The organism is Chloroflexota bacterium (assembly GCA_016197225.1).
Taxonomy (GTDB): Bacteria; Chloroflexota; Anaerolineae; order Anaerolineales; family VGOW01; genus VGOW01.
Map to the genome: position 1 here is coordinate 25,186 of JACPWC010000104.1, position 22,698 is coordinate 47,883.

The following is a 22,698-nucleotide window of genomic DNA, read 5'->3' on the forward strand; positions in this document are numbered from 1 at the left end:
ATAGGCTACTTTCGCTCAAACAAAGACACCGGCGGATCGCCCATGTCGCCAGTGAGAGTCAAGTGCAACGCCTTGAGCAGTGTGCCATCCTCGCCGCGCAACTCTTTCACTGTTCCCACCAACTCAAAACCGAATTGACGCAAACCGTCCACAAAGCGGGCCAGGCCTTCGGGCGTGAAAGCCGAGTCCGGTTCGACGATGAACAGGTGCCCGCCGCCCTGCAGGATACGCGCGGCATGGGTGAAATAGCTTTTGAGATCAGCCGCCGGGCCGTAAAGCGAGAGGCTGTAAATCAGCACATCCGCCGACTTGTCGGGTAGCGGCGGGTTTTCCATTTTGCCGCGCAGTTGGCCGGGGCGGTCGTGCCGATCCAGCCCGGTAACGTGGCAAGGCAAGTCGGCAAAGCGGTTGAGGCCACAACCCATGTCTACCACGGCCAGGTCGGGCCGCATGAGGGGCGTGAGCCGACCGCGCAGCCATTGATGCGACAGTTTGGCGGCAGTGGACGTTTCGAGGTGGGCCAGGAATTGGCGGGTGTAGTCCGGGTCGGCAAAAACTTCGTCGGCGCGGGCGGCGCTGAGGCCGCGCAACCGCCCGATCTCGCCGCGCCATTTCTGCGCCTCGCTCTGCGTTTCGGGGCGGCGCTCCACTGCCAGCGGCTCGACCCCGATCTCGCGGGCTTGCTTGAGCCAGCGGCGCAGGGCCTTCTGCACTTTGTCGGCGGCATCGGTCGTGTCGTACTTGCCGTCAATCGCCACATCTGACAGTTCGCGTTTGCCCTCGATCAGCGCCCAGATGCGCTCGTCAAGGGTGTGATGAGCCGAGCCATCGCGCAGGGTCGCCATCGTCGTGGTGTGCAGAACGTCCACCCGCACGATTTTCTTTTGGCCCTCGCGGTGCAAGCGGGCCAGCCCCTGCTCAAACTCGGCCCAGGTGTAGGGCAAGTCGGCGAAGATGATTTCGTTGGCCGTGTCGGCCTGCTTGGGATCGAACAGAGTCAGCCCTACGCCAATCGTCCCGATTGTCCCTACCAAAACCCGCGCTCCGTCTGGCGAACGAAACGAGTCGAGCAGTGTTTGGCGCTCGTTCTTGTGGATCAAACCGTTGATGTGGGCAATTTGACCGGGGAGGAACTCCTCGAGGTAGGCGGCGATTTTCTCGGAGACATCGTCGGTGAGGTAGGTGAGAATGAGTAGTTTCCGCGCCGCCTGCGCCCGCTGAAGCAGGTAGGGCAGTTTGGCCTCGGCGGCGAGTTTGCGGAGTTCGACCAATGCGTGCGAGGCTTGCGATCTGGGCCAGCCGTAAATCTCCAGCATTTGTGCGTCGAGGTCGAGCGGCAGGGGAATATCCACCGTTCGCACTTCACAGCCGGGCAGGTGCAAAAGCACTTCGCGCTTGCGGCGGCGCACGACGTGTGGAAGCAAGGCCTCGAAGACATCGGCGATGTCGCGCAGGCGGCGACTGCTCAGGCGCGAATGATCGAACTGCGGCGCGTGCTGGCTGAGGGTTTGCAGGAGCGACATCGGCTCGGCCAGTTCGTTGACCAGCGGCGTGCCGGTCAGGCCAATGGCGGCCCGGGCTGAGGCGCGCAGTTTTTCCAGCGCCTCCCGGCGGCGGGTGAGGTCTTGCCCGGCCCGTTGCTTGATGAAGTGAATCTCGTCGAGGCACAGGCAATCGAACGGCCTTTCGGCCAGGGCGGCGACAGCATCTTCGTTTAGCAGTTCTTCGTAGTGCAGAACGTAAAACGTCAGGCGTGAAGCAGGCAGGTCGGCGAGGGTTCGTTCGAGGCCTCGTGTGATACGAGCCTGCGGCAAGCGAGTCTTGATTTCGCCGCGTGGGCCGCACCAAGTATCGTCGGCCACTGTTTTGGGCGCGACGATCACGATATTGCGAATCCCGGACGCCGCCACCGCCGCGAGGAACGAGGCCGATTTGCCCATGCCGGGGTCGTCGGCGTTGAGGAGGAAGTGGCGGTTAGACGCTTCGCGCCCACCAACGAGAGGCACAAAGTCGGCCTCCGCCGACTCGGGTTTAGCCTGCGAAGGCAGGCTTCGCGCTTCTGTTGCGGCGACTTCCAGTCGCCCGGCACCCAAAACATCCGCCATCCTCCGAGCCGCATCGGCCTGATGCAGTCGCAAGCGCGGGCCGCGCCAGCCGTAATCCGGCAAGGCCGCCGCAAAGTTCACCGCCTGTTCTACTTCAAGCGTGAACAGCGCCGAGGCCTCGGCCACAAATTCGTTGGCCGTGTGTTCGGGATAGGCGGCGAGGATGGCGGCCTCGACATCGTCGGCGGTGACGGTTTGGGTGGCGTCGAGCGAGCCGTACCAGGCATACAGCCGCTTGTAAAATTCTTGCCACAGGATTTTCGAGGTGAGCAGACTCAACACTTCGTCCAACGGCAAGCGCAGTTCGCCCAGCGCCGAGAGGCCGCGAATGATGGCCTGCTCGCCTTCCGTGTCGGGCGCGGTAGGGGTCAGCAGGGTTGGGGCGAGAGTTGAACTCTCGCCCATCCCCAGCCCCTCGCCCAACAACGCCTCGGCCTCCGCCGCCGTGAGGTCGTCGCGCTCTTCAAGGGCGACGGTCTCAGTCGCAATCTCTTCGCCCCCGCTCACCAAATTGGCAAGGGCCGACTCGATCTCGGCGTGATCGCCACGCGCCAGACTCGCGCCCAACTTGACAACGCGCTGATTGCGAAACTCCAACAGCCCCGCCCGCCGCAGGATGACCATGACTTGGGCGGGGCTGAGGAGGTTGGACTCGGCGAGGGGTTGAAGGGCGCGGGCAGTTTTTTCGACGGAGGAGGCGGTGCGAGGGGTGATGATTTCGTAGCCAATGTAAGCAAGACCGAGGCGGTGAGCGATAGCTGAGAAACCACCATATCTGCCAATTGCACTTATTAAGTCGTGTCTCTGTTCAGCAATTAATTCACGTACCAATGGCATGATGCCATTTTTACCCTGTTTTGTAATGAAGGTGAGCAGTTCCCGTTCGACGTTCGCGAAATCGCTCCAATAGCCTGTTGGCTTATTGGTCTGTTCCAGACCAAGCCTTTCAGCTACAACTGGTATGCCGCCGTGCTTGCGGATCGCATTTGCTAGATCATCACGGCCCGAAATGGTCAATTCTCGGGCAGTTGGCATAACACCATCTATGCTGTGCTCAGCGATAAAGGCGCGTAGTTCCATCTCAACATTCGTAAAATTCTCCCAGTAACCTGGTGATACGTGAGTACGCTGTAACCCAAGCCGCTTTGCCACAGCCGGAAAGCCGCCTTGCTTGCTAATTCCACCAACCAACCTGCTATATCCTGAAGCGATCATTTCGGGTTCAGTTGGCATGATGCCTGCCGTGCCATGCTTGGCAATAAAGGCTCTGAGTTCCCTTTCGACATTCTCAAATTCATCCCAATAACCTTTGTGCTTGCGAGTGTCTGGCCGTTCCAGTCGAAGCCGCTTCGCTACAGCCGAAAAGCCACCATGCCTATAAATTGCATCAGCCAAGTGTCTATGATCGGTGTCAGTCAACTGGATATAGGTTGGCATGATGCCATTTGTACCGTACTCAGCGATAAAAGCTCGCAACCCTCGTTCGACATTCGCGAAATCGTCCCAGTAGCCCATAGGTTTGTGGGCGCTTGGGCGCTTCAAGCCAAGTCGCTCAGCTACCGTTTGAAAGTCACCATGCCTACCAATCGCCGCATTCAAATCAAAACGCTTCTCAGTAGCTAGCTCGGCCTGGGTTGGCATGTTGCCGTCCGTGCCATGTTCAGTGATAAAAGCGCGTAACTCTTGCTCAAGATTCGCAAATTCATCCCAATAGCCTGCTGGTTTATTGGCGTGTGGGCGTTCCAGACCCAGTTGCTTGGCTACAGCCGCAAAGCCACCATGCTGGCGAATCGCTGCAGCCAAACTGCCATGCCCTGCATCGCGGAGTTTGCGGTTGGTTGGCATGACATCACTGACACCCTGTTCAGCGATGAATATCCGCAGTTCTTCTTCAACGTTTTTGAAATCGCTCCAGTGACCTTTAGATCTATGGGCATTGGGTCGCTCAAGACCAAGCTTCTTGGCTACAGCCGGAAAGCTGCCGTGCTTGCCAATTGCACTAATCAGATCTACACGCCCTGAAGAGATCAACTTCTCTACAGTCGGCATGACACTACCCGTGTCATGTTCGGCAATGAAGGAGCGCAGTTCTCGCTCAAGATTGGCGAAGTCGTTCCAATAACCGGGAGGCTTTGGTGGGCGACGCTTGGCTTTTGGCTTAGGCGGGGCTGGCTTCTTCTTAGGCATGCGCTATCGAAGAGAATTCTTCAGCGGATTAGAAAACAGACGTTTTATGCGCCGTTTATTAGCGAGTCGTTTTTCTGCCTTGCTTGCCTTACTAGCAAGCCACTCAAACTCAGCGTAGTAATCCTCATCACCTAACATCTGTCTCCATCCGAGAATGAATGGTTTGAGCCGCTTCCACATGTCTAAGATGTTCCGATTGTACGTTTCTGCAACGATATTCGCGGGGAGTAGTTTATGACGGCACAACAGCCCGATGTTGTCAAAATCTCTACAGATGGCATGTAGCTTTTCGGTATTTTCTGGTGAAAGAGGTCTGACAGCTTTCTCTAACTCTTGGTACACCCATTTGCGATTGTTGGCTGCTTGCTCAGTCGCTATTAAGTCTCTGACAAATTTCATGCCATCTAAATATCGAGCATTGATCGACTCGCGAAGTTCTCTTGCAAATATAAATGCAAAGATCAATAACGACATTTCAACAATCGACTGAACTGCCTGAATGATCGGTTGGATCGGCTGTAAAAGCCTTGCAATATCTGTTAGCAGTTGTAGCATATTTCACCTGGCATGAGGGTTGCTGGAAAGAGGCTAACGCCAGCCCATAGGGTTACCGGGCACATCAAAGTCTTATGGGGATTATAGAACGAGATTGAAAACAGAGACGACCTCAAGGGTCGTCTCTGTAATTTACGGGTAATTCCTCTGTAGCATCCTCGGAAACGGGTTCGTCTCCCGGATATGCTCCGTGCCGCAAATCCAGGCCACGGTGCGCTCCACGCCCAGGCCGAAGCCGGAGTGGGGCACGGTTCCATACTTCCGCAGGTCGAGATACCATTTATAGTTCTCAACCGGCAGTTTGTGATCGTGGATGCGCTGGAGCAGGGTGTCGTGATCGGAGATGCGCTCCGAGCCGCCGATGATTTCGCCGTAGCCTTCGGGCGCGAGCAAATCAGCCGACTTGCACACTTCGGGGCGGCCCGGCCACGGTTCCATGTAAAAGGCCTTTATTGCCGTTGGGTAGCCGACGACGAACACCGGCTTCTCGAATTGCCTGGTTAGCTCGGTCTCGTGCGGCGAGCCAAAGTCGTCGCCCCATTCAATTTTCAACAACTCTTTCTTTTCCGGGTCGGTCTCTTCGGCGGCGAGTTTCTTCAACCGTTCGACGGCTTCGTCGTAAGTGATGCGCGGGAAGGGCGGAACCATCTTTTCGAGAACGCTGGTGTCGCGGCCCAGCGCCTTGAGTTCGGCGGCTCGCTCGCGCAGGCAAGTCTGCACGATGTGCGACACAAAATTTTCTTCAATCACTAATAACTGATCTAAATCGCAATAGGCAATCTCAGGTTCGACCATCCAGAATTCAGTGAGGTGGCGGCGGGTCTTGGACTTTTCGGCGCGGAAGGTGGGGCCGAAGCAATAGACTTTGCCGAACGCGCCGATGTTGGCTTCGTTATAAAGTTGGCCGGTCTGGGCCAGGTAGGCGCTCTCCCCGAAGTAATCAATCTCAAACAGGGTGCTGGTGCCCTCCGCCGCCGACGGGGTGATGATCGGGGTGGACATTTCCAGAAAGCCATTCGTGTCCAGCCACTCGCGGATGGCGCGCATGATGGTGGCCCGGATTCGCAGGATGGCCCACTGGCGCGACGAGCGAATCCATAAGTGCCGCCAGTCCATCAAAAATTCGACGCCGTGATCTTTGGGCGAGATGGGGTACTCGTGGGCGACCTGTCCCACGCGCGCGTCGGCCACACCGAGTTCGAAGCCGCCGGGTGTGCCGGGGGCGCGCGGCTCGGCTCGCACCGTGCCCGTCACTTCCACCGACGACTCTTGAGTTAGTTTGGCGGCCGCGTTGAACACGTCCTCCGATACATCTTTCTTGAACACGACGCACTGCACGACGCCGGTTCCGTCGCGCACTTGCAGGAATTGCAACTTGCCCTTGTCGGTGCGGGCGTAGAGCCAGCCTTGCAGAGTCACGGTCTCGCCCGCGTGGGCGGCGATGTCTTGGATGCGAATGATGGTAGTCAAAGAGGTTCTCCAGGTAATTTATGAAGCTTTGGCTTTGTAGGTATCGAGCCACGTTGATGGAGTCATTGTCGAAACAACTGCCGCGCCGCGATTCAACATTTCGTCGTCCCACGTAATCAGTATGGCGTCAAATTCTTGGGCAACGGCAACATAGACGGAATCCGCGCCTCTCAGAAGGTGAGTTGCGGCAATGGTTGCTGCCTGACGGGCAAGGGGCGTAGTGAGAGTCGCCAGGTTCAGCCCCTGAAAATTTTCAATCAAGGCGACAAGCGCTTCCGCTAGTGCTGGATTTCCGGTCGGCCTGGCAATGGCGGCTGAACATTCTGCCAGGACCAGAGTTGGGCAGACAATGACTGTATTCGGTTCCTGTGCTTGCCGCAGGAATTCTACGCTGACAGCGTAGTGTGTTTCGGCAGTTCGAGCCGCGGCGACAAAAACACTGGCATCTATTACGTAGTTCATCGCCGCATTTCCGTCAAGGTTTCGATCGCGCTTTTGTCACTTTTCCAGGCCTGGCTGATTTCTTCGGCTAGCGTTTCCCATTTCAGGAGCCAGTCAGGAGCAGGTGGTTGAACAGGCGCTGGCTTAAGGGAGATCAAGATAGCTGCTGGCGCGCCGTCGGGCGTAACAAGTGTGATGGTTTCGCCGAGACGAAGACGGCTAAGCAAACCTTTCAGATCGCTTCCCAGTTTTTCAATCGTGATGGCTGTAGAAGTAGACATGGCAATTTCTCCTGAGTGCTTATTTTATCACTGCTCCCAACCGCGCCCGCATTCCTGACGGCAGAACGCTGATCAATTGCGCCTGTTCGTCACCATTGAACGCCCTCAGCCCCAAAATCAGCCCAACGTAGAGGATGCCGCCCAACGCGAGTCCAAGCAGAGGGTGAATTTGCCACCCGGCCCAGGTCACACCAAACATGACCGTTGCGCTCAGGGCTGGCCGCCACAAAATGTTAAACCAGGGAATGGGCGCCAGAGTCCGGTGGAGGGTGATGTAGAACGGCAGGCCTTCGACGATCTCCGAGAGAATGGTGATGATGGCGGCGGCAGGATACCCATAGATCGGCAGGAAGATCAGGTTGGCGACGACGTTGAAGGTCAGGCCGATGATGAAGGCGCGAGTGAGGGCGCGTTGCTGGCCGATGGCGATCAGCACGTAGTTGGTCACGCTGTTGATCCAGCCGACCGGAATTGACCAGACCATGAGGGTGAGGGCGATCCCGCCGTACGGCAGATAATCATTCCCGGCCAGAACGCCGATTAGGATCGACGACAGGAAGGTGGTGACGACGGCCACTGGCAGGGCGACCGTCACTAAAAGTTTGACCGCCAACTGATACGACCGGACGAGGGCGGGGCGGTCTTCGTTAGCTTGGCGGCTCATCACCGGAAAGAGGGCAAAGGTGAAGAACGAGGGGATGATGTTGTAGGCTTCGATGAATTTGTAGGCGGTGCTGTACCAGCCCACTTCCACGTCGCCGCGAATGGGCTTGAGCAGGGTCACGTCCACTTTGAAGAACAGTGTCGCCAGCAAGTGGTTGATCATCAGCGGCCACGACTCGCGGAGCATGGTGCGCTGAAGCGGCGACTCAAACTCGAAGCGCGGCCTGAAGAACAGCCGGGCAACCAGCACGCCGAGGATGATCATGGTGACGGTGTTGACCAGAATACTCACAGCGGCCAGACCGACGAAACTGTAGCCGAGCAGTAACGCCAGCGCGCCGAACGTCACCTTGAGCAGGGTGGTGAGCGTGGTAATGGCCGCCGGATATTCCGCTTTCTCGTAAGAGTAGAAGAGGGCGGTGAGGCCGGTGGAAATGGACGAGGGCGCAAGGCCAATGGCCAGCAAGATGATTGCCAGCGATGTGTCGCCGTCGAGCGTGGAGAAGCGCGACAGCAAAAGCATGACCAGAGCCAGCACCGGAAATGAAAGCGCGCCGAGGCTGAAGCGCAAGATGGTGGTGTTTGAGAGGTAACGGTTGGCGTGAGCGCGGTCGCGGGCCACCTCACGGGTGAGGTAAGTGTTGAGGCCGAAGTTCGTCCAGATTTCGAACCAGGTGATGAGCACGCCGGCGAAGTAGTATTTGCCGGCATCGCCCGGCCCCAGCAGGCGCAACATGAAAGCGGCGAAGACCAGGTCAATGGCCCGGTTCATCAGCGTGAGCGCCATCGGCGCAATGCTGTTCTTGGCGACGCGGCGGGCGGTGGAGTCTTCGGCGCTCTCGCGGTAGAAATAGCGCCACAGCCACATGCCAACGGCCAGAGCCAGGGCCAGCCCGGCAATGGCCGAGGTGAAGCCGCCGAACTTCACTGAGTTGGGGCTGTATTTGAAGCGAATCGTCCAGCCGCTTTGAGTTGCATCCAGCTTCACGGCGCGAAAGTTGCCGTTGACTTTGTAGAGCTGGACTTCCTGCTCCTGTTTTTCATCCGCGTCAACCGGGCGGAGGAAGGCCCGCCAGTCTTTCGTGTAAGAGTCGGCCAGGATGAGATAAGACGGCTCGACCGGGCCGATGTTGACGGTGACTTCGTTGATGCCGTAAGCGATGATGTCGGCGGGAACAGGATTGCAGGAGGAGATGGGGAGAGAGGGTTGGGTGGTTAGGTGGTTGGGTTGTGGGTCGAAGATGACGAAGTGGCGCGGGTCGTATTGTTGAACGGCGGTGGCAAAGTTGTCGGCGAGGGCGCAACCTTCGGGCAGGGTGAAGGCGCGCGACGAGACGCCAAGATTTTCATACACTTTCACTTCGGCATCATAGACGAGTTTGTATTTGGGGAGCGGGATGTCAACCAGCGAAATGACGTATTTGACGTTGAGCAGGTCGAGCAGGGGCGAGTCTAGCGATTGGAGATTGGAGATTGGGGCGATGCGGTTGAATTGCAGTTCACCCTGCGGCTCGATGAGGGCCGTGTATTCGGCGTATTGCTTGGGGATAACAGACTCGTAGCCGCGCACATCGTAGAAATCGTAGAACCAGCCGGCGTTGGCGTTGAAGGGTTTTTTGCCTTCGGGGTCAAAGGTGGTGAATCGCCAGAGAGAAGTGTCCTGTTTGAGGAACTCCACGACGGGCGGGGTGTAGTTGAGGATGGCCGGGTCGGCGGCGGAGTTGAACCCGGCGCTGGCGGTGAGCAGGTCAACGGCGATGAGAGCGACGGCGAGAGTCTGCCAGAGTCGGCCAGACCGGCGAGCCAGGTAGAGGATCACACCTGAGGCCAGCAGTAATCCGCCGAGTCGCGCCAGCCACACAGCTTCATACGAGAAGAACATTCGCGCGTCGGCAAAGGCGGTGTCCGCGAGGGCGAGGTCGTGGAGGAGATTGGAGATTGGAGATTGGAAGCTGGAGAAGTTGAGACGGATGAGGGCAAGGGCGGCGAGGAGGGTGAAGCCGGTGAGGAGTGAAACGACATACGACAAACGTGAAACGACAGGCACAGCCCACGAAAGGCGCGTGAGCGACAAACGAGATTGGCGTCCGCAGAGATAGTCGAAGCCAAAACCGGCGAGGGCGGCGATGCACAGGCTGAACGGCCACACCCAGCGAAAGGGCGAGTGAAGCTGGTTGACGCCGGGCAAGTAATAGATCAGAGCATAAAGCGGTGTGCCAAACGCGAAGGCGAGCGCCAGGGCCGCAAGGAGGGTAAAGAATATTTTTTGCTGGCGATGCTCTGTTTGCCCAAAGATGGAGACGACGCCCAACGCGGCCAACAGCATCGGCAGGATTCCAACGTACGCGCCGCCTTCGACGTAGTTGGTGATCGGCGGGCCCCAGTCAATTTTGGTGATGGGCTGGCCGAGGGCGTTGACGGTGGCCGGTGTCCACTGCCAGGTGAATAGATCGAAGTAGCTGTGGTGAGCCGGGTTGCCAAAAACATTGGGGATGAAGAAGGCCAGGATGTGCCGCGCCGGGTAGCCCCAGCCGCGCACCTGTTCGAGTGTGGCCGAGCCGACACGGAAGTTATATTGAAGAACATCTACCAGCGGGATGAGTTGCACTGCGCCGAGAGCCACGCCGAGGGCGACCATGACCAAAAGGTAAAGGGAAGGGCGAATGAGGCGTGAAACGTCAAACGACAAACGTGAAGTGTTTTGCCTGCCATGTAACGCGTTTCCTAGCAGAGCAAATATGGAATAAGCGCCAGAGATCAGGAGCGTGTAGTAGACGACTTCAGGGTGGCCGGCGAGGATTTGGCAACCGAGGGCGAGGCCGCCGAGGGCAACCCAGGGCAGGGAGGCGGGCCGCCCGCCGAGCGCCGGTTGCTGGCGCAGTATCCATTCGACGCAAGCCAGGACGAGCGGCAGCCAGACCGCGCCAGCGACGATCATCGGGAAGGTGACGCTGACGACCATGAAGAGGCTGAACTCGTAGATCAGCCCACCGGCGAAGGATGCGACACGGCTCTGGCCGAGGGCGCGCAGGAAGATGTAGGCAAACAGCCCGGCTAAGAAAAACTGCGAGACGATGAACCAGCCGAACATGCGAAGCGGGTCGAGGCCGGGAATGTAAAAGAGAACGCTGAACGGATAGAGAGCCGAGTGTTGCCCGGTTGCCAGGAACGGCGCTCCGGCAAATTGATGTGGATTCCACAGCGGCAGTTCACCGGCTTGAATGGATTTGACGATGAAGCGCTTCCAGGGATAGTTTTCGAGCAGTAAGTCGAGCGGCAGGTCGTTGTGCGGCGTTTCGGGCGGCAGGGCGTTGAACTGCTCACGAACAGAAGACCACGGCGCGAAGAAGAATAAGTTATCTGCTGGAATGAGGGTGCGATTGCCGAGCGTGACCGGCCAGAAGAGAACGAAGGGCAGGATGAGAAAGCCGAGGGCGGCGAGGAGGTCGGAACGGATGCGAGGCATTACAGAGAGCGATCAAAAGCGCATAAATAAAAAAAGAGCCGTCGGCGGCGGCCCTGATGATCAGAATTTTACTTCAGGCGTTGCTGACGTTCTGAATAGCGGCCTTGAGCGAACTCATGTCGCTGAAGCGGCCCTCGCCGGCGCTGATAGTTTTGGTGACCAGGGCCAGTCGTCCGCCGTGAGCAGGGCCGCTTTCCGCCTGCCGATCTTTGAGCGGGTAGAAATAATCCATGCTCTGGGTGAGGCGGGTGTGAACCCGGTCGGCGATTTGGTGGGCCCGGGCGGCGGAGGTGATGACAATGAACTGGCTGGGCGAGGCATGACCCACAAAGTCGTTCTCGCCGCCCGCCTCGCGAACGATGTTGCTGATCATAAGGCTGACCGCCCGGAGCACGTCATCGGCGGCCACAAAACCATAGGTGTCGCGGAAAGCGTCCAGCCCCCGCACCTGCATGGCCAGGGCCACCCAGTCGTTCGACTTGAGCAGTTTCTCCAACTGTTCGTCGAGCAACTTGCCTTCAGGCAAATTGGTGACCGGGTTGATCAGCGTTTCCTGGTTGGCCCGGCGCAGGGCGTTGCGGACTCGCAGGCGCAGTTCCTGAATGTCGAACGGCTTGGTGATGTAATCCACGATGCCAAGCTCCAAACCCTGAAGCTTGTCCACACGATCGCGGCGTTCGGTGAGGAAAATGATGGGCAGGTTTTCGGTGCGGCGGTGCGCCCGGAGCTGGCGGCAGACTTCGTAGCCGTCAATGTCGGGCAGGCGAATGTCCAGCAGGGCAATGTCGGGGGTGGAACGTTGGGAGATACGAATGGCGTCTTCTCCCCAGGCGGCAGTGTGCACCTCGTAGCCTTGAACGCGGAAATAAGCGTTGAGCATTTCTGCCAGGTCGAGGTCATCCTCCACAATCAGGATGGACTGTTTTTCGGCCACTCAGCGGCCTCCGTGTTGGGTCAACTGATGGGTTCTTTTTGAATGACAAAAGCGCACACATCATCGCCCAACGCGACGCACTTTTCTTCATTCACCCGGAACTCATGGCCGCCTGACACCCACTTGAAGCACTCCTGGAGCAGACCGGTGGCAGTATAGCAGGCCGGCTTGTCGGTCTTCCGGCCCCAACAGCAGGGGCATTTATGGATGACGTAGACGTACTCATTATCACGTTCTTCAACCGTGGAGTGCTGATCGGAAAGCTGGGTAAAGACTTTGGCGACGGAGGGCAGGCCGACTTTGATTTTGACGGGCAGAGGGAGAACTTTGAAGGCCATGTCACCAACGCCGGCCAGGGCGCCAAAGTTTTTCAGGGCCGAACTGAAGACGGCGCGCCCGGCGCGCAGGGCCAGCCCCCGGCCTCCGCGCGGGCCGTACATTTCCTCCAGCGCCGCGTGCAAAGATGAGTAGTCGGAAAAATCAAACTCTCGCTCCAGATTGTCAAGCGGGTAATTATCAATCAGGTGACTCAGGCTGGCCATGTTCAAAATGGCGTTAAGGCCATTCTTGCCCATGACTTCTTCCATTGCCAGGATGGTGATGCGGGCAAACTTATTGGGATAAAACAAACTACTTTTGGGAATTGCCACAGTTGCCTCCGAGTATCCTGCGCGTTAGATCATCTTTGTCAGATCGGTCACGGCCCGACGCATATCGAGCAACAACAACCCCAACCTGGCATCTTTGCGGGCCAAAACGGTGAGGACGGCCTCAGCCCCGACGGCCATCAGAAACACGTATCCGTTTTCACCCTTGATATAGACTTGATCAAGATTGCCGCGCCCCAACTCACTGGCAATGCGCTCACCAAGAGAAAGCATGGCCGCCGACATCGCTGAGACCCTGTCTTCTTCAACCTCGCGAGGCAGAGCGGAAGCCATGGTAAGACCATCAACGCTCACCACTGCCGCCGCTTCAACGTCAGGCGAACTGACTTGCAGATCGCGCAAGCGACCCACCATTGTTTCACTCCGAGATTTAGTCAAGGCATGTCTCCTTACCCCAAATGACCTTTCCTGATAGCCAGCGCCGAGTAATTTAGCATATCGCTATAGGCTTGTCAAGCAAACTACCGCGTAAACAGCCTTGTTTTGTGGTAAAGTTGCGCTCACTACTTCAACCAAACAGGAATGTATCATGCCTTTCAATACAGAGCAAATCGTCGAATTCATCACCCGCTACGGCGCCAATGTCGGCTACACCCTCTTGTTCATCATCATCTTTGCCGAATCAGGGTTGTTCTTTGGGTTTTTTCTGCCAGGCGACAGCCTGCTTTTGACTGCCGGACTGCTGGCCTCACGCGGCCTGTTGAACATCTGGTTTTTAGCGCCGCTCATGTTCATCGCCGCCGTGGTTGGGGACAACGTCGGTTACTGGTTTGGCGCGAAGACCGGGCCGCGCATCTTCAACCGCGAAAACTCCCTGCTGTTCAAACGCAAGAACCTGCTGGCCGCCAAAGCCTTCTACGACAAACATGGCGGCAAGACTATCATCCTGGCCCGGTTCATGCCGTTCATCCGCACCTTTGCCCCGATTGTGGCCGGGGCGGTGGAAATGGAATACCGCAAATTCTTTTTTTTCAACTTGACTGGCGGCGTGTTGTGGGGAATCGGCGTGACTCTGGCCGGCTACTTCCTGGCTCAACTCTTCCCGCCGGAAGTGTTAGACAAGTATTTCCTGATCATCGTGGTAGCCGTCATTGTTATATCGGTGCTGCCAACGGCCATTCACCTCTGGAATGACAACCGACGCGAGATCATTGCCTGGCTCAAAACAGTTCTTGCCCGCCGTTCCCGCGACGCCAATTAATGAGGCCCAAAGAAAAACTCCCGAAGAGTGTCATCCTTCGGGAGTTTTTGATTCTACGGCTTCAACTTCTCGTCCCAGGGGACAAACGCATCATCCTTTGAGGCGGTCAACCCGCCGTAGGCGGCAGTGGCCGAGTAAAACATGAAGTCGCCCGGCTTGTAGGATTTGAGCTTGAAGGTCACTGAGGCGAAACCGTTGGCGTCTGTGGCGTTGATAACATACTTTAACTCGCCGCTCGGCGTGTTCATCACAAACGTCACCCTGGCCCCGACCACGGGCAAGCCGTTTTCGTCGGCCACCCAGGCCCGCAAAGTTTGTTGCTTCTTCTCGGCCTCCAGAACCGAGAATTCCGGCTCGGTGACAACGAAGAGCATTTGCGGTTGCACTGACGGCGGTAATGTAAAAGAGGGTTGAGGCGGCAGAGTCCTCTGCCCCAGATTCATCAACTGCACGGCTTGATCCGTCGGCAGGTTCAAATGCCAGGTAATGGCGATGTTTTCAAAGTGTTGCTCCAGATGATCGCCCGCCACATGAAGCTCATCGAGCGGGAAACCGAAGACCGCTTCGCCGCCATACTTCCTGTAAAAATCATACACGCCATAAGCCACGTTGTGGCCGTACTTGTCGAAATATCCTGAATTGGGATCGTCCAGTTGTGGCGCGCTCGGCGCCGGGCCGCCAAGTGTTTGCAGGCCCAGCGGCCGAAAACTTACACCTTCAGAGGCGGCGGGATTTTCGTAAAGGACTGCGTTTTCAAAAACCTGCTCAACCGCGCTGTCGCTTCCTGTTTGTCGTCCGCCGAGCGGCAAGCCAAACACTCTTTCCCCGCCGTGTGTCAAATAGAACGCCTCAATCGTGTCAAGCGTGGGTGGAGCGGTTGGGGTCGAAGTTCTGATATTTTCAGAGCTGGGAGGAATCAAACAATTGTTGTTGGCACAAGCCCGGCTTCCAAGCCTGGCCAGGCCAAACTGTTGATCTTCAGCCCGGGCGCCATCCCAGACAATGGCCATCCGCTCAAACACTTGCATCAAATGGCCGTCTTCGACGTATGCCTCAGAGATGGGATAGCCAAAGAAAGATACGCCGCCGTATTTCTCAAAGAAGGGCCTGAACTCGGGGCGCACTGAATGACAAGTGGCGCTAAAATACAGCGCGCCCGACACTACACTCTCGGGCGGAACGCAGGGCGAGGGGCCATAAGTTATTTCACCCAGGTTGGCTAAAATGATCTGGCTCTCTGCCGGCAACTGAGGATGATATTCCAAGCGCCCGTTCTCAAAGTATTGAACGAGGACGCCGTCTTCCGCAAACTCAGGCGAGATAGCCGCGCCCAACGTGTGTGGGCCATCACGGCTCTCATAAAAATGGGTGAAAGTTTCTGAAACCGGGTAATAACCTTCGCCGAGCACCCCTGCGGTCGGCGTTCCCTCAGAACCGCAGGCGGCTAACATGAAGATCAACAAAATCCAGATAAGGGCAATTTTTCGTGCTCTCATATAAGGATGGGGTGTAGAATTAAATTACAATGATGATCGAAAGCCCGCACTGCGTGGATTATATACCCAATACTACAAATAAGAAACAATTACATCTCTAAAATTCTCTACGTAAATGTACTGATTTGAAGCAGTACACCGCCGATTTTTTTAGAACATACGAACTAAAACGCGATGACTAACTCTGATGAACGCACAGCAGTGCGCCAATTTATTGATGAGGCTTCACCTGCCGACGCTTTTGCCGCCTATTACGCATTGCATCACAACCCTAGCCGCGTCTCTCTGTTTACGCATCGCGACTCAGCGAATCGAATTGACGGATTTTTAGTTCAGGCACAGACCGGCATGGATCTGTTCCGGCCCGTCGTCTCAGTCCGGGCCGCCTCTGATCAGGCGGCCCTTTCCCTGTTCCAAACCGGACTCGCGCCCAACCGGGCCTATTACCTGACTGCGCCGCTCTCGCTGGCAAACGCCGTCAACCAACATCTCATCATTACCGATCCCGAATTGTTGTTGATCTACCGCCTCGACCCGGCGAAGTTCGAGCCGCAGATCAACGTCATGGTAGTCTCAAACCCGACGCCTGATGGCTGGCCGCGATTCGAGATCAACGCCAACGGCGTCGCCGTTGCCAGCGCCGGCGTCAACTGGCGCTCGCCCCGGTTCGCCGAAGTCTATGTTTACACTGAAACGGCGGCCCGGAGCCGTGGCTGGGGCAAAGCCGTGCTCTCGGCGCTGACCGCCGCGCTGATCAAAGACGGGCGACTACCACTCTACTTTGTCAACGAGCAGAACACGGCCTCCATTCGGCTGGCGGAAAGCGTGGGGTTCGTGGATACTGGCGCCAGAGAATATACCGGGCAAGCCTCTCTCAAAGGATGACGAATGACGATCATAGCCACCCATACTTTTCCGCGCGGTTTCAAATGGGGAACAGCCACTGCCGCCCACCAGGTGGAAGGCGGAGCGACTAACAGCGATTGGGCCGTTTGGGAAAAACAGCCCGGTAACATCAACGAGGGCGGCACGGCGGCAGTGGCCTGCGACTGGTGGAGCGGACGCTGGCGCGAGGATTTTGATCGCGCCGCCGCCGACGGCCAAACAGCCCACCGGCTGAGCGTGGATTGGAGCCGCATTGAACCCCGGCTGGCCGTTTGGGACGAAGAGGCGCTCGATCATTATCGTGAAATGGTCAAAGGCTTGCGCGAGCGCGGCCTGGAGCCATTGGTCACTCTGCATCACTTCACGAATCCGTTGTGGCTGGCTGAGAAGGGCGGATGGGAGAACTCCGCAGTCGTTGGCTACTTTGAGCGGTTTGCGCGCAAAGTGGTAAAAGCATTAAGCGACTATGTTGATGTTTGGTGCACGATCAATGAGATCAATATCTTCGCTTATCAAAGCTATCTGGTGGGCCTGTGGCCGCCACAAAAGAAAGACATCCAGCTTTACTTCAAAGTCATTCGCCACGTGTTGTTGGCGCACACGGCGGCTTATCGAGTCATCCACGAACTTCAGCCGGCGGCAAAGGTGGGGATCGCCCACCACCTGCAACTGATCGATCCGGCCAAACCGGAGTCCGCGCCTGATGGCTGGGTGTCGCGCCTGCAGCACCGGCTCTTCAACGAGGCGATCCCGCAGGCGCTTCACACCGGGAAATTATTTTTTCCGCTGGGCCGGGTCAACGAACGCTTGCCAGAGTTGGCCGGGACGATGGACTACATGGGCGTCAACTACTATTCGCGCCGCCGCTCGACGTTTGATCTCTCACAACCTGCCGCCTTGTTCGGGCGCACGTTTCACACACCGGAAGCAGAGCTGGATCATTTAGGTCTCAATGAACTTTACCCTGAAGGGCTGTACCGGGCGATCAAGTGGGCGGCCAGGTTCAAAAAGCCAATTATGATTACCGAGAACGGCTGGGGCGATGAAGACGAAGGCCGGCGCAACCGGGCGATGATTCTGCACTTGCGGCAGTTGTGGTCGGCCATCAACTTCAACTGGCCGGTGACAGCTTATTATTATTGGACGCTGGTGGACAATTTTGAGTGGGAGCGCGGCTGGTCGCAACGCTTTGGCCTGTACGAGCTTGACCTGGCGACGCAGGAACGCCGGCCACGCCCGGCGGCCAAACTCTACGCCGAGGTTTGCCAGACCAATACGCTGAGTTCGGAGATGGCGGCCCGTTACGCGCCTGAGCTTCTGCCGACAATGTTTCCGGGGTGACTAATCACTCATCCGGTAGCCAAAGCCGCGCACGGTTTGGATGATTTCGGGGTTGGAGGGGTCGCGCTCCAGTTTTTGCCGCAGGAACCAGATGTAGCGGCGCACGTAGCCTCGCTCCACACCCTCTTCCAGCCCCCACACCGCCTGAAGCAACTCCTCTTCCGAGATTGCCCGGCCCTTGTTCTCCACCAAAAACTTGAGCATCCTGAACTCGGTCGGCGAGAGTGAGACGGCCTCGTTGTCTTTGGTCACGTTCCAGCGATCGAGATCAATCGAAACACTGCCAAAGACGTGCAGTTGCCGTTCGGCGGCTGAAGAGTCGCGGGCGCGGCTGAGAATGGCGTTGATGCGGGCCGCCAGTTCGGCGAAACTGAAAGGCTTGGTCACGTAGTCGTCCACGCCGATGCGGAAGCCGCGCAGTTTGTCGGACTCGGACGTTTTGCCGGTGAGCATGATCATCGGCACCGACGAGATTTCGCGGATGCGCGAGGCCAGCACAAAGCCGTCCATGCCGGGCATCATCACGTCCAGGACGACAATATTGGGCCGCTCGTCGTAGAGAATCCGCAACGCCGTTTCGCTTTTGTCGGTGGTGAAGACCGTGAGGCTGGTGTCGCGCAGGTACTCGCCCAAAAATTTCAGCAGGGTGCTATCGTCATCAATCACAAGAACAGTGGTCACAGGTTTGCTCTCCGTAAGCTAACGCAGAATGTAGCCCCGCCGCCGGGAGTGTTTTCCAAAGCAATGCTCCCTTCCATGGCGTCCATGAAGCGGCGGGAGGTGTGAAGCCCGAGGCCGTAGCCATACACTTTTTGCGAATCGCTTTGCTGGGCGCGATGGAACTTGCCGAACACTTTGCCCTGCTGGTCGCTCGGGATGCCGGGGCCATGATCGCTGACCCGGATTTGGATCATAGTGTCGTTGCAGTGGGCCGAAATTTCAACAGGACTTTCGGGTGCATATTTGAAGGCATTGTCAATAAGTTGAAACAAAACGCTCCGCAACCCGCGCTCGTCGCCCAGGACGGGCGGCAGGTCGGGCGGCAGGTTCAGGTTAAGACGGTCAACGTTGGGGTTGGAGAGGAATTGCTCGACCACTGAAGGCAGGAGCGAGTTGAGCGAAAGGGGGGCGATCTTGATGGGCAACTGCCCGGCCTCAAAGGCTGAGATGTCGAGAATGGTTTCGACGATCTTGGTCAGGCGGCGCGCTTCGCGGCTCATGAGGGTGAGGGCCTCGCGCGACTTGAGCGACATCTCTTTGTCACGGGTGAGCATCAACTCCAGGCCGCCGTTGAGGTTGGTGAGCGGGGCGCGTAGTTCGTGCGAGACCAGGGAGATGAATTCGGATTTGAGTTCGTCGAGCGTTTGCAGTTCGGCGTTTTGTTGTTCGAGCTGGCGGTTGGCCGACTCCAGGTTGGCGGTGCGCTCGGTCACTTTGAGCTCGAGGTCGGCGTTGGCGCGCATGAGGCGATCCTGGGCTTCGAGCAGTTGGGCGTTGAGGCTGCGAAGCTTGGACTCCATGTGTTTGCGCTCGGTGACGTCGCGCCCGACTCCGACCAGCCCGGCCACGATCCCGGCCTCGTCGCGCAGGGTGTTCAGGGAAAGCGCCAGCGTGATGGGACGGCTCCCCGTTTTGGCCGAGCCTTCGCCCTGCCAGCTGCCGGTTCGGGCCAGGACGAGAATCTCCCCGACCGAGGCGGGTGGCAGGGGTTGAAAGAGGTCGGCCAGAGTCCGGTTGCCCAGTTCGTCGCCGGGTTGCAGTCCGAGCAGGTTATAAGTCACCGGGTTGGCCAGCAGGAGCCGGCCATCTTCTTTGCAAACGAAGGCGGCGTCGGTGGTGCTGTTAACGAGTTGGGCGTATTGTTGGAGATCGGTTTCGCCAAGCAGAACACCCTGCCGCACGACGAGCAGGGCGCTGAAGAGGATGGCCAGGTAGAGGCTGGTGGCGTCGGCCTGGCTGGTGACGAATTGTAGAGAGATGGTTTCGACAAAAAGGGTGAGCACGGCCAGCACCGGCAGGAAGCGCTGGGCAATTTGGATGAGGCGGGTGCGGCGGCTTCCGAGGCGGGGCAGGTCGAGGCCGGGCCACGCGCCCGCGCCGACTAGGAGCGCGCCCAAGCCGATGATGATTTGCCCTAGCGCCGGGCTAAAGTTGACGGCGGTGATGAGGCCGACGGCGACGATGATGAGGGAGGCGTGCAGGCCGGCAGGCGGGGCGCGTAAGATTACGGCCACAGCGGCCAGGGTGAGCAGGAGTGCGGCAAAAGGATAAACCGCCTGCCAGATGATAATGGCTGGTTCTGTAAACGTCGCCTGGGCCGTTGCCAACAGGGGCCGCAGGCTGAGGTCGTAGATGATGGCGGCGGCACAACCGACGGCCAGGAGCAGGTCGAGCAGGACGCGCAGGCGGGTGGCGCGGTTGCGGGCGCCCATAGGATAGCGCCACAGACCGAAGGCCAGGAGCGGGTAGCCGACGAGGCGGATCAAGTCAATGATAGACGGCGCAAGGGAAGTGGAGCGGGTGAAGGCCTCCAGCAGGGCCGTGAGCAGATTGCTGACCAGCCAGATGAAGAGGCCGACGGCCAACGCATCCCAAGCCGGCTGGAGGGCAGGTTGGCTCTTGGCCCGAAGCTGGAGGGCCAATGCGACGACGATGGCTTCCAGGGCAAACTGCAGGAGACGGGCGAAGGGCCAGTCTATTTGTTGCGCCAACAGCGAGAGCAAACCGGCCACGCTCAGGGCCGTCAGCCAGCGTTGCCAGGTTTGTGAGAAGGGCGCGGAAGACATGGGCAGATTATAAAGTAAAACCGGGCGCGGCGCAGTTAGGACAAAGGTGCTTTGGCAAAAAGAAAGACCCTCCGGGTTTTGCCCGAAGGGTCTTGAACTGAAGCTGGAAGAGAATGGTTAGCCACCGGGAGGGATTGGTGTTCTGGTGTTCGTCGGCGTGGGCGTCTTCGACGGCGTCGGTGAGTTGGTGTAGGTCGGCGTGAAGAGTAACGTCGCCGTCGGTGTGTTCGTCCGCGTGGCCGTATTCGTGCGGGTGAACGTCGCCGAGGGAACCAGAGTCTTCGTCGGCGTGTTCGACGGCGGGGAGGTGCTGGTCGGCGGCGCGGGCGTGAAGGTCTGGCTCGGCGTGAAGGTCTTGGTCGGCGTCCGGGTGATCGTCGGCGTGTTGGTCGGGCCGGGGGTGTTGGTGGGCGGAGGCGTGTTCGTCCGGGTGAATGTCGGCGACGGCGTGAGTGTTGGCGCGTTGAGCGAGATCGTGGCTATGATTCGCGTTACCTGCTTATGCGGGTCGTTGTCTTTGGCGGTGATGTAAATTGTGTAGTTGTCGTTGGTGATCAGACCGCCGCCGGGGCCGCTGTTGTTGCTGGCCGGCCAGTTGAGGCCGGGAGTGAGAGTCTTGCACACCCCGCCCGTGTCGCCATTCACGCAGTAAGGCGCGCCGGTCTCGCGCCACGACAGCACTTTGATTCCGGCGGAATTGTAGATGTCGAACACCACTTCGTTGATCGAGCCCGCTTCACCTGTGTCGGCGGCGTTGGCCCCAATGGTGAACGGCCCGTTGACGACGCCGGCCGGCACATTGGCGGTGACGGTTGGCCCATAGCGGCCCTGAACCAGAATGCTACAGTTCAAACCGCCGACAGTGTAGTTAATAGTCAATCGGAAGTCGCGGCCATGCAGGTAGGACTCGTTGAGTGCCAGGAGTAGCTTGAATTTCGCATTGGTGCTCTTGCTAATCGTGCGGGCGGCGGCGCTGGCCGTAAAGGTATGGGTGACGTTTATTGCGCCTGTGCTAAGGCTTAGGTCAGGCGAGAGGTCCAAAATGTCGTTATTGCCCAATTGATACTTGGTGAGAGTTTGCCCGGCCAGCGTGCCCACCTGATCGTGCCAGCCGCCGTTCCAGTCCAGCCTGACGCTGGTGAGGATGGCGTCGTAGGTCGGGCTGACGTTGGTCAGCAGGGAGATGATCCGGTTGTTGCCGCCATCACTTGTGATGCCAGTGCCGTAGAGCGGCTCGGTTGAATCGGTGGTGAGAATGCCGCAACTGGGCGAGGCAGTAGCACTGGCCGTGTTGGTCGGAGCAGTGGTGTTAGTGGAGGTCGCCGTGTTGGTAGGCGTAAAGGTCTTGGTAGCCGTGAAGGTGTTGGTGGGCGTAAACGTCTTCGTGGCTGTAGAGGTAGGCGTAAAGGTGGGCGTATGCGAAGCTGTAGATGTGGGCGTAAAAGTTTCGGTTCTAGTGCTGAAGTTCTGGCCCACCTCAGCGACATCCGAAATGCGGAAGCGTTCGACGATGCCCTCGCGCTGGGCACGCAGGGTGACCTGACTGCCGAAGCCGGGCGGCGCGCCGGTAGCGTTGCCGTAGAAACTCAACAGACCGGTGATGGGTGTGATGAGGGGATGGTTGAACCGCACCATGACGATGACTTTATCGCCGGGGCCGCCTGCATCTTCGGTGGGTTGGCAGTCTTCCAGGTCGCCGTCAGGCGGAAAGCCGGGGCCAAGAGGGGTGAAGTCAGGGATTTCACCTTTGCCATAGGGTTTTCCATCATTATTGTCATCGTCAGGGCCATCTCGCGTAGAGCAAATAGTCGTGTAGAAGAAAGCGATTTTTTCGCGATCTGGCGAATATTTGTTGGAGGGTGCTGGCCCCATGGAAATGCCGGCTCCACCGGCCCGGGCCGCGTCACGAATGGAGGGCAGGCGGGCGGCATCCTGCTCGGCAGATGATGAGCACTTTTCGGTATCAGCATCCGCTTGCGGATGGGGTGATTGAAAATCCTCGCAGTAAGCATCATCCCATTGGCCGCTGGTGGCGTAGCGCACAGCAAAGCGGGCGGCGTTCTCCACCGCCAGAAAGGCGTGCAACATACGGGCAAATTCCACGATACCCATGATCAAAAGAAGCAGGATGGGTAGGGAGAGCGCGAACTCGACCATGCTTTGCGCTCGAAGGGTTCGATGGCGTTGATGTTTGGGTGAAGGAGAAGTCATGTTGGTTG

At 58.1% G+C, this 22,698-nt stretch carries 18 protein-coding genes; 5 read left to right on the top strand and 13 right to left on the bottom strand.

All coding sequences use genetic code 11. The features are described 5' to 3' along the window. Positions 1 to 5: 5 nt before the first annotated feature. Positions 6 to 3,140: a hypothetical protein gene (locus tag HYZ49_17585; GenBank protein MBI3244098.1), complete on the bottom strand. Its 3,135-nt coding sequence runs from the start codon at positions 3,138 to 3,140 to the stop codon at positions 6 to 8. Positions 3,141 to 3,353: 213 nt separating this feature from the next. On the opposite strand from HYZ49_17585, the gene HYZ49_17590 reads away from it, so the two are divergent. Together HYZ49_17590 and HYZ49_17595 are read left to right on the top strand one after the other, a co-directional pair. Further along, positions 3,354 to 3,728 carry a hypothetical protein gene (locus HYZ49_17590; protein ID MBI3244099.1) on the top strand — a complete coding sequence of 125 codons (375 nt, stop codon included), beginning with the start codon at positions 3,354 to 3,356 and terminating at the stop codon, positions 3,726 to 3,728. Between the two features lie 60 nt (positions 3,729 to 3,788). Then, positions 3,789 to 4,127, top strand: a complete 339-nt coding sequence (locus HYZ49_17595) for a hypothetical protein (protein MBI3244100.1) — start codon at positions 3,789 to 3,791, stop codon at positions 4,125 to 4,127. 168 nt (positions 4,128 to 4,295) lie between these two features. Here the strand turns inward: HYZ49_17595 and HYZ49_17600 are convergent, their stop codons facing one another. The 8 genes from HYZ49_17600 to HYZ49_17635 form a co-directional block, all read right to left on the bottom strand. After that, complete coding sequence (locus HYZ49_17600) at positions 4,296 to 4,847, bottom strand: DUF4760 domain-containing protein (GenBank protein ID MBI3244101.1); 552 nt, start codon at positions 4,845 to 4,847, stop codon at positions 4,296 to 4,298. Between the two features lie 132 nt (positions 4,848 to 4,979). After that, positions 4,980 to 6,317 (bottom strand): asparagine--tRNA ligase, encoded by a 1,338-nt coding sequence (gene asnS, locus HYZ49_17605; protein ID MBI3244102.1) that lies wholly within the window; start codon positions 6,315 to 6,317, stop codon positions 4,980 to 4,982. An 18-nt stretch (positions 6,318 to 6,335) separates the two neighbouring features. Further along, the gene (locus tag HYZ49_17610) at positions 6,336 to 6,779 is read right to left on the bottom strand and encodes a PIN domain-containing protein (protein ID MBI3244103.1); all 444 of its coding nucleotides are present in this window, start codon (positions 6,777 to 6,779) and stop codon (positions 6,336 to 6,338) included. Further along, positions 6,776 to 7,039 (bottom strand): hypothetical protein, encoded by a 264-nt coding sequence (locus HYZ49_17615; protein MBI3244104.1) that lies wholly within the window; start codon positions 7,037 to 7,039, stop codon positions 6,776 to 6,778. Before HYZ49_17615 ends, HYZ49_17610 begins: the two co-directional genes overlap by 4 nt. Positions 7,040 to 7,058: 19 nt before the next feature. Next, positions 7,059 to 11,168, bottom strand: a complete 4,110-nt coding sequence (locus tag HYZ49_17620) for an oligosaccharide flippase family protein (GenBank protein ID MBI3244105.1) — start codon at positions 11,166 to 11,168, stop codon at positions 7,059 to 7,061. Positions 11,169 to 11,241: 73 nt separating this feature from the next. After that, complete coding sequence (locus HYZ49_17625) at positions 11,242 to 12,102, bottom strand: response regulator (protein MBI3244106.1); 861 nt, start codon at positions 12,100 to 12,102, stop codon at positions 11,242 to 11,244. Positions 12,103 to 12,122: 20 nt separating this feature from the next. Then, positions 12,123 to 12,689: a 4-vinyl reductase gene (locus tag HYZ49_17630; GenBank protein ID MBI3244107.1), complete on the bottom strand. Its 567-nt coding sequence runs from the start codon at positions 12,687 to 12,689 to the stop codon at positions 12,123 to 12,125. 87 nt (positions 12,690 to 12,776) lie between these two features. Continuing rightward, entirely contained in the window at positions 12,777 to 13,124 is a 348-nt protein-coding gene (locus tag HYZ49_17635) for a roadblock/LC7 domain-containing protein (GenBank protein MBI3244108.1), read from the bottom strand. A 175-nt stretch (positions 13,125 to 13,299) separates the two neighbouring features. Here HYZ49_17635 and HYZ49_17640 point away from each other — a divergent pair, with 175 nt between their 5' ends. Then, the gene (locus HYZ49_17640) at positions 13,300 to 13,971 is read left to right on the top strand and encodes a VTT domain-containing protein (protein ID MBI3244109.1); all 672 of its coding nucleotides are present in this window, start codon (positions 13,300 to 13,302) and stop codon (positions 13,969 to 13,971) included. 53 nt (positions 13,972 to 14,024) lie between these two features. Here HYZ49_17640 and HYZ49_17645 read toward each other — a convergent pair whose 3' ends face one another. After that, on the bottom strand, positions 14,025 to 15,467 hold the full coding sequence (locus HYZ49_17645; GenBank protein ID MBI3244110.1) for a hypothetical protein: 1,443 nt from the start codon (positions 15,465 to 15,467) through the stop codon (positions 14,025 to 14,027). 174 nt (positions 15,468 to 15,641) lie between these two features. Here HYZ49_17645 and HYZ49_17650 point away from each other — a divergent pair, with 174 nt between their 5' ends. Together HYZ49_17650 and HYZ49_17655 are read left to right on the top strand one after the other, a co-directional pair. Beyond that, entirely contained in the window at positions 15,642 to 16,352 is a 711-nt protein-coding gene (locus HYZ49_17650; protein ID MBI3244111.1) for a GNAT family N-acetyltransferase, read from the top strand. Between the two features lie 3 nt (positions 16,353 to 16,355). Continuing rightward, positions 16,356 to 17,693, top strand: a complete 1,338-nt coding sequence (locus HYZ49_17655) for a glycoside hydrolase family 1 protein (protein MBI3244112.1) — start codon at positions 16,356 to 16,358, stop codon at positions 17,691 to 17,693. On the opposite strand, the gene HYZ49_17660 is transcribed toward HYZ49_17655, so the two are convergent. The 3 genes from HYZ49_17660 to HYZ49_17670 form a co-directional block, all read right to left on the bottom strand. Next, positions 17,694 to 18,374 (bottom strand): response regulator transcription factor, encoded by a 681-nt coding sequence (locus HYZ49_17660; protein MBI3244113.1) that lies wholly within the window; start codon positions 18,372 to 18,374, stop codon positions 17,694 to 17,696. After that, positions 18,371 to 20,479, bottom strand: coding sequence for a PAS domain-containing protein (locus HYZ49_17665; protein MBI3244114.1), 2,109 nt, complete (start codon positions 20,477 to 20,479; stop codon positions 18,371 to 18,373). Before HYZ49_17665 ends, HYZ49_17660 begins: the two co-directional genes overlap by 4 nt. A gap of 117 nt (positions 20,480 to 20,596) precedes the next feature. Next, entirely contained in the window at positions 20,597 to 22,690 is a 2,094-nt protein-coding gene (locus HYZ49_17670; protein MBI3244115.1) for a pilus assembly protein, read from the bottom strand. Positions 22,691 to 22,698: the final 8 nt, after the last annotated feature.

What these genes read in the sequence shown, in the direction of transcription:
- HYZ49_17640 (MBI3244109.1), top strand. Translation starts at nt 13,300, where the DNA reads ATGCCTTTCAATACAGAGCAAATCGTCGAATTCATCACCCGCTACGGC.
- HYZ49_17670 (MBI3244115.1), bottom strand. Translation starts at nt 22,690, where the DNA reads ATGACTTCTCCTTCACCCAAACATCAACGCCATCGAACCCTTCGAGCG.
- HYZ49_17590 (MBI3244099.1), top strand. Translation starts at nt 3,354, where the DNA reads ATGCTTGGCAATAAAGGCTCTGAGTTCCCTTTCGACATTCTCAAATTC.
- HYZ49_17585 (MBI3244098.1), bottom strand. Translation starts at nt 3,140, where the DNA reads ATGCCAACTGCCCGAGAATTGACCATTTCGGGCCGTGATGATCTAGCA.
- HYZ49_17650 (MBI3244111.1), top strand. Translation starts at nt 15,642, where the DNA reads ATGACTAACTCTGATGAACGCACAGCAGTGCGCCAATTTATTGATGAG.
- HYZ49_17655 (MBI3244112.1), top strand. Translation starts at nt 16,356, where the DNA reads ATGACGATCATAGCCACCCATACTTTTCCGCGCGGTTTCAAATGGGGA.
- HYZ49_17635 (MBI3244108.1), bottom strand. Translation starts at nt 13,124, where the DNA reads ATGGTGGGTCGCTTGCGCGATCTGCAAGTCAGTTCGCCTGACGTTGAA.
- HYZ49_17630 (MBI3244107.1), bottom strand. Translation starts at nt 12,689, where the DNA reads ATGGAAGAAGTCATGGGCAAGAATGGCCTTAACGCCATTTTGAACATG.
- HYZ49_17645 (MBI3244110.1), bottom strand. Translation starts at nt 15,467, where the DNA reads ATGAGAGCACGAAAAATTGCCCTTATCTGGATTTTGTTGATCTTCATG.
- HYZ49_17610 (MBI3244103.1), bottom strand. Translation starts at nt 6,779, where the DNA reads ATGAACTACGTAATAGATGCCAGTGTTTTTGTCGCCGCGGCTCGAACT.
- HYZ49_17665 (MBI3244114.1), bottom strand. Translation starts at nt 20,479, where the DNA reads ATGTCTTCCGCGCCCTTCTCACAAACCTGGCAACGCTGGCTGACGGCC.
- HYZ49_17620 (MBI3244105.1), bottom strand. Translation starts at nt 11,168, where the DNA reads ATGCCTCGCATCCGTTCCGACCTCCTCGCCGCCCTCGGCTTTCTCATC.
- HYZ49_17615 (MBI3244104.1), bottom strand. Translation starts at nt 7,039, where the DNA reads ATGTCTACTTCTACAGCCATCACGATTGAAAAACTGGGAAGCGATCTG.
- HYZ49_17600 (MBI3244101.1), bottom strand. Translation starts at nt 4,847, where the DNA reads ATGCTACAACTGCTAACAGATATTGCAAGGCTTTTACAGCCGATCCAA.